The sequence below is a fragment of the Pyrobaculum sp. genome (genome assembly GCF_049971835.1).
Lineage (GTDB): Archaea > Thermoproteota > Thermoprotei > Thermoproteales > Thermoproteaceae > Pyrobaculum.
Genome location: NZ_JBMFKV010000126.1, coordinates 1 through 5,941 on the forward strand (window position 1 = coordinate 1; position 5,941 = coordinate 5,941).

Here is a 5,941-nt window from a genome sequence, read left to right on the forward strand (position 1 = left end):
GCCGGTGTGCGCCGACCTGGGCATATGCCAGAAAAAATGCATTTATAGGGAGTTGGAGGTGTGAGGTATGTTGAGCGCCAGGATTTTGGAGAGGTCTGGCTTCTTGAGGAAGCGGTGCCCGCTCTGCGGGTCCTATTTCTGGACGAAGAGGGCGGACCAGGTTTACTGCGGCGACCAGCCCTGCGTGCCGTATGGCTTCATTGGGAACCCCCCGGCGAAGGTGTCGGTGGAGTCGCTTGGGGAGCTTAGGGAGAGGTTTCTGCGGTTTTTCGAGCGGCACGGCCATGTTAGGATTAAGAGGTATCCGGTTGTGGCTAGGTGGAGAGACGACGTCTACCTCGTGGGGGCGTCGATTTACGACTTCCAGCCGTGGGTGACGAGTGGGGCGGTGCCGCCGCCGGCGAACCCCCTGGCGATTTCCCAGCCCTCTATCCGGCTGACCGACGTGGACAAGGTTGGGAGGAGCGGCCGCCACCTCACCGGCTTCGAGATGATGGCTCACCACGCCTTTAACTACCCGGACAAGCATGTATACTGGATCGACGAGACTACTGAGTACGCGTACCGGTTCTTCACAGAGGAGCTGGGCATTGCGCCGGAGGAGATTACCTTTAAGGAGTCTGTGTGGGAGGGCGGGGGGAACGCCGGGGAGTGTTTTGAGGTTTTGATAAGGGGGCTGGAGGTGGCGACTCTCGTCTTTATGCACTACGAGGTTAAGGAGGGGAGGTACGTGGAGCTCCCACTGAAGATTGTGGACACCGGGTACGGTCTTGAGAGGATTTACTGGCTTCTGAAGGGGACGCCGACTATATACGACGCTGTGTTCGGGCCGTTTCTGGATAGGGCCAGGCGGCGGCTGGGGGTGCCGGAGCCCCCCGTGGACGTCATGGGGAGGGCCTCCATCTACTTCGGCCAGATGGACCCCGAGGTTATCGGGCTGGAGAAGGCCTACGACGTAATTGCGGAGAAGATCGGCGTCGACCCCAGGTGGCTGAGGGAGGTGTTTAGGCCGCAGGAGGCGCTGTACGTGCTGGCCGACCACAGCAGGACTGTGTCGTGGATGATCGCAGACGGCGTCATCCCGTCGAACAGCGGGGCGGGGTACCTCGCCCGCCTCCTCATTAGGAGGGCGCTTAGGAGTTTGAGGCTTGCTGGGGTGGAGGCGCCTCTGGTGGAGCTCTTCGATATGCACCTCAAGGAGCTGAGGGGCGACTACCCGGAGGTGTGGGAGGCGAGGGGGCTCATCCTCGAGCTGGTGGATATCGAGGAGAGGAAGTACAGAGAGGTTTTGAAGTCGGCCCCGGGGGTGGTGAAGAAGGCGCTTGACGAGGCGAGGAGGCGGGGGAGGTCTGGCTTCGACGCCGACGACCTAGTGTCGCTGTACGACAGCTACGGCCTCCCGCCCGAGGTGGTGGCGGAGGCGGCGAAGTCGCTCGGGGTTGAGGTTAGGATACCCGACGACTTCTACTCCAGGCTGGCGGCGCGGCACGCCAGGAGGGAGAGGCATGAGGAGAAGACGCTGGTGGAGATGGCTAGGGTGGTGGACCTGCCGAGGACTAGGGAGCTCTTCTACGAGGATCCCTACATGAAGAGCTTCAAGGCGAGGGTTCTGAGGGTGATAGACGGGAGGTACGTGGTGCTTGATCAGACGGCGTTTTACGCAGAGGGCGGCGGCCAGCCGGCGGACGTCGGCGTGCTCAGGTTCGACGGCGGGGAGGCGAAGGTCGTCGACGTCCAGCGGGTGGGGCACGTAATTGTGCACGTCGTCGAGGGGAGGGCCCCGCCGGAGGGGGGCGAGGTGGTTGGGGAGATCGACTGGGAGAGGCGGTACGCCCTCATGAAGATGCACACAGGCACGCACGTCCTCATCCAGAGCATTAGGAGGGTGCTGGGGCCCCACATATGGCAGGCTGGGGCGCAGAAGGACATACCCTCCAGCCGCCTCGACGTGACCCACTTCAAGCTCCCCACGCCGGAGGAGGTGGCGGCTATCGAGAGGCTCGCCAACTCCGTGGTGCAGGCGAACCTCCCGGTGTACGCCAGGTTGGTCCCCCGAAACGTGGCGGAGGCGAAGTACGGCTTTGTCTTGTACCAAGGCGGGGTGGTGCCGGCGAGGGAGATCAGGGTGTTGCAGATAGGCCCCGACGAGGCTCCATTCGACGTCCAGGCGTGCGGAGGCACCCACCTCAAATCCACGGGAGAGATCGGCCTCATCAAGATCCAAAAGGTGGAGCGCATCGCCGACGGCGTGGTGCGTTTCATATTCACCACGGGGCTCCACGCCCTCGCCTACGTCCAGGAGCTGGAGCGCCAGGTGGCCGAGGCGGCCTCTCTTGCCGGGGGGAGGAGGGACGACGTGGTGGACTCGGTGAGGAGGCTGTTGCAGAGGGCGGAGGAGGCTGAGAGGAGGGCTAACCGCTACGCGGAGCTCTACGCCGCCGGGCTTGCGCAGAGCCTGAGGACTGAGCCCGCCGGCCGCTACAAGCTAGCCGTCTTGGAGCTAGACGACGAGGAGCTGGCCAAGAGGGTGGCGCAGATAGCCACGGGCCGCGACAAGGATCTGGTTCTGCTTGTGGTGGGCGGGGGGAGGGCCACGGTGTTCACGGGAGGCGTCGACGTGGCGCCGATTGTCAAGGCGATGCGGGAGGTGGGGTTCAGAGGAGGCGGCTCTAAGACCTTCGCCCAGGGGGTGTACACAGGCGACGTCAAGACTTTAATAGAGGCTGTGAAGAGGGCGCTGGCATGATCCCCTCCAACCCCCGCGACTTGGAGCGGATCCTCAAGAGGATGGGTATCAAGGTGGAGGAGGTGGACGCGGCGTATGTAGAGATTAGGCTCAAGTCGGGGGAGGTCCTCCGCATCAACAACCCCACCGTGGCTCTGATGAAGATGCCTAACAAGATGCTTGTCTACCAGATACAGACGGCGGAGGGCTCGGTCCAGAGGGTAGCCCAGCAGCAACAACAGCCCCAGGCCTCTGGGTATGTGCCAAGTGAGGAGGACATCGCGCTCGTGGCGGAGCAGACGGGGGCCCCGAGGGAGGAGGTGGTGAAGGCCCTCATAGAGGCGAAGGGGGATTTGGTGCAGGCGGCGATGAAGTTGATGTCGAGGAGGCAGGGGTAGGCCCGGCGGCTGGATAAAGTTTATATTATACCCCCATCTCTGTCGTATGCCAGTTAGGCCGGGGCGGTGCTACAAGCGGATTAAGGGGCCGCCTTACACGAGGGAGGAATATATCCACGGCGCCCCTATGATCCAGATCCCCAAGTTTGACATGGGCACCACAAGCGCGGCGGCCCGGGCGGCCTTCACCATGGTGGCTAAGCTCGTGGTGGAGGAGCGGGGCCAGATTAGGATGCAGGCGCTGGAGGCGGCGAGGCAGATGGCCTCGAAGTACTTGACCAAATACGTGGGGGACGCCAACTACTACCTCAGGCTTAACGTGGTTCCCCACCACGTCCTCAGGGAGAATAGAATGCTGGCAATGGCGGGCGCAGACCGTCTACAAGAGGGTATGAGGCTGGCCTTTGGATCGCCGGCGGGGAGGGCGGCGAGGGTCGAGCCGGGGGAGGTCATATTCTACGCCGAGTTTAAGCCGGAGCACACGGCCCACATCAAGGAGGCGCTGAGACGCGCCTCGTCAAAGTTGCCCCTGCCCACACGGATAGTTATAGAGGCGAAGGATGGAGGCGGCAAGGCAACTGCACAAAGATAGGATAGAGGCCGCCCTTGTACTACTAGAGCGCGTCCTCAACGGGCTTGTCACCTCCCGCTCCGCGCTGGTCGCCGAGCTCCAGGAGGTGTATAGGGAGAAGGGGGTTGAGCCCCTCCGCGGCCTTTCGAAAGAGGGGATTTACGACAAGGAGATCGCCACGGTGTATCTAGTAGGGATCTACGGCGCAGGTGTCCTCGCCGCCGGGGATTACGACGACATTTTCTACATCGAGAACAGGGCTGTCGAGGCTGTGGAGATTATACGCAACGTCGGCGAGGTCCTGCCCGCCGAGCTTAAGGAGGCGCTGGAGAGGAAGACGGAGGAGGTGAAGGGGAAATCAGCCGAGGACAGGGTCTTTAGAGTCCTCAGGCTCGTGTTCACGGGGGTGGTTTTGGGCTACTACCCAGAGATTTTGCTAACCAAGGCTTTGAAGATCTACGAGACTGCGTATCCACAGCTGTCGGAGCGCTTGGTAAACTACGCCGCCTTCTACAGCGCCTACAAAATAGCTGAGGACATCGCGCTGGGGAGGATAAGAAGCGCCGAAAACCTCAAAATTATGAAATACACATACTGCCTCAGGATGGGCTTCCAGAAATGTAAGCCAAGCGACAGGCTGATCGCCGAGGTGGCCCACCACATATACAAAGTGGATAAGTCCCTCTTATCGAAGCTCTTCGCCAAGGGGGTACTGCCTAAGATTGGGTAGAGCCGCACCTACCTACGAATTTTTTCACGGCGTCTGCAATTCTGTGGATGTGCTCCTCCCTCTGGGGGGAGTGGCCCATCCCCTCTATCTCCACCACCTCCAGTGGGAAGTTTAACTTGTCTGACAAGCCGGCGAGGATGTCGACGTGTATCCTCGGCACTACGTTGTCCGCGGAGCCTCTGATGTAGAGAACCGGGGGCATCCCGTTGCCTATGTAGCGGGACGGCGAGGTCTGCTCCAATTTGCCGCCCAGAGAAGCCAGGTGGTTAGCCAGCTTCTTCATGTAGGGGTCGTCTGACTGGAGGAGGTACTGGAGCTGGAGCCTCCTGTCCACCGGCGCCGCCACGGCAACTACGCAGTTGACAGAGCCTGGGTTCCTCGCCGCGAGGAGGAGTGCCACGGTGCCCCCCATGCTGTGCCCGGCGGCGACCGCCACCGGCAATTCCCTCACACCGGCCTCGTAGCCGTCGTCCACATCTCTTATAGAGGGCGCCACCACCTCGAAGCCGCTCTCGGCGAGCGGTCTTGTCAGCCAGTTGATGTTTGTAGGCGAGCTTCTGTAGCCGTGAAACGCCACCGCCTTAGGCATAGCGCTAGTGGGGTGTAGCTTTTTAAATTTTGGGGCGGGGAAGGGGCCATTGATTTATAAAGTGGTGGTGATCTATAGGTATGCGTCTTGAGGTTAAAATAAGCGGGTTGCCTAGAGACAAGAGGAATATATTGGTCATGGCATGTCCCGAGCCCTCCCTGGCTGGCGTCGTGGCGGTTGAGTACCTAATCGATGCGTTGAAGATGGAGGAGATAGGCGCGATTAGAATCACCGAGATGCCTCCGGTAATCGCGGTGGTCAACGGCGCCGCGAAGTTGCCGCACCGCATATTCTACTCACGTGAAGCTGGGATAGTGGCGATTAGACAACACGTCCCCATCCCACCGCAGATATATGCGGAGTTTATACACAAGGTACTCGACTGGGCTGAGGAGAACAAGGTAAAGCTCGTGGTCTGCCTCTCCTCCATGCCGGCCGCCGGCGAGAGGGAGAGCGACAACGTATACTTCGTAACCGAGGAGGACCTCGTGGAGAAGTTTAAGCAGTACGGGTTCGAGCCCATAAAAGAGGCCACCGTCGCGGGGCTTGAGGGCGCGTATCTCGACGCGGTGCTTGGGAGGAATATAGACGGCGCCCTCCTCATAGCCGAGTCTAGACTCCTCACAGCTATCAAGAGGCTGGTTGACAGCGGCAAGATCTCGACTCACCGCGACGTCATGCTTATACTAAACGACTTGGTGGGCCGCGTGGGGCCTGACGTCGGCGCCGCCTTGAAGCTGATAAACGCCGTGGCGAAGCTCGCCGAGATTCAGATAGATACCACAAAGCTACAGGAACACGCCTCTAAATACGCCTTCCTCATCGAGAAGAACCTCGAGGCCCTCTTCAAGCCAGTGGAGGCAGTGGCCACCGCCCAGAAGAGAGAGATACCGCTGGTCTTCTAGGAAAAGTTTTTTAAAGAGCCACC

The 5,941-nt window shown here is 60.7% G+C and carries 6 protein-coding genes; 5 read left to right on the plus strand and 1 reads right to left on the minus strand.

The window, feature by feature from the left end:
• The first annotated feature begins 67 nt into the window (after positions 1-67).
• From alaS to ACP5J3_RS10250, 4 genes are read left to right on the plus strand one after another with little or no spacing between them, the layout of a single operon-like run.
• Positions 68-2,746 carry an alanine--tRNA ligase gene (gene alaS / locus ACP5J3_RS10235; RefSeq protein ID WP_428495603.1) on the plus strand — a complete coding sequence of 893 codons (2,679 nt, stop codon included), beginning with the start codon at positions 68-70 and terminating at the stop codon, positions 2,744-2,746.
• The gene (locus tag ACP5J3_RS10240; RefSeq protein WP_263243166.1) at positions 2,743-3,123 is read left to right on the plus strand and encodes a nascent polypeptide-associated complex protein; all 381 of its coding nucleotides are present in this window, start codon (positions 2,743-2,745) and stop codon (positions 3,121-3,123) included. Before alaS ends, ACP5J3_RS10240 begins: the two co-directional genes overlap by 4 nt.
• Positions 3,124-3,169: 46 nt before the next feature.
• Complete coding sequence (locus ACP5J3_RS10245; RefSeq protein ID WP_428495604.1) at positions 3,170-3,715, plus strand: 50S ribosomal protein L16; 546 nt, start codon at positions 3,170-3,172, stop codon at positions 3,713-3,715.
• Positions 3,684-4,424: a DUF2192 domain-containing protein gene (locus ACP5J3_RS10250; protein ID WP_428495605.1), complete on the plus strand. Its 741-nt coding sequence runs from the start codon at positions 3,684-3,686 to the stop codon at positions 4,422-4,424. The genes ACP5J3_RS10245 and ACP5J3_RS10250 overlap by 32 nt, the downstream gene beginning before the upstream one ends.
• Here the strand turns inward: ACP5J3_RS10250 and ACP5J3_RS10255 are convergent.
• The gene (locus ACP5J3_RS10255; protein WP_428495606.1) at positions 4,411-5,013 is read right to left on the minus strand and encodes an alpha/beta hydrolase family protein; all 603 of its coding nucleotides are present in this window, start codon (positions 5,011-5,013) and stop codon (positions 4,411-4,413) included. The two genes, ACP5J3_RS10250 and ACP5J3_RS10255, sit on opposite strands and share 14 nt — an antisense overlap.
• Positions 5,014-5,093: 80 nt before the next feature.
• Here ACP5J3_RS10255 and ACP5J3_RS10260 point away from each other — a divergent pair, with 80 nt between their 5' ends.
• The gene (locus tag ACP5J3_RS10260) at positions 5,094-5,918 is read left to right on the plus strand and encodes a proteasome assembly chaperone family protein (protein ID WP_428495607.1); all 825 of its coding nucleotides are present in this window, start codon (positions 5,094-5,096) and stop codon (positions 5,916-5,918) included.
• Positions 5,919-5,941 lie beyond the last annotated feature (23 nt).

Coding starts and splice junctions, on each gene's coding strand:
- alaS (WP_428495603.1), top strand. CDS start 68: ATGTTGAGCGCCAGGATTTTGGAGAGGTCTGGCTTCTTGAGGAAGCGG.
- ACP5J3_RS10240 (WP_263243166.1), top strand. CDS start 2,743: ATGATCCCCTCCAACCCCCGCGACTTGGAGCGGATCCTCAAGAGGATG.
- ACP5J3_RS10245 (WP_428495604.1), top strand. CDS start 3,170: ATGCCAGTTAGGCCGGGGCGGTGCTACAAGCGGATTAAGGGGCCGCCT.
- ACP5J3_RS10250 (WP_428495605.1), top strand. CDS start 3,684: ATGGAGGCGGCAAGGCAACTGCACAAAGATAGGATAGAGGCCGCCCTT.
- ACP5J3_RS10255 (WP_428495606.1), bottom strand. CDS start 5,013: ATGCCTAAGGCGGTGGCGTTTCACGGCTACAGAAGCTCGCCTACAAAC.
- ACP5J3_RS10260 (WP_428495607.1), top strand. CDS start 5,094: ATGCGTCTTGAGGTTAAAATAAGCGGGTTGCCTAGAGACAAGAGGAAT.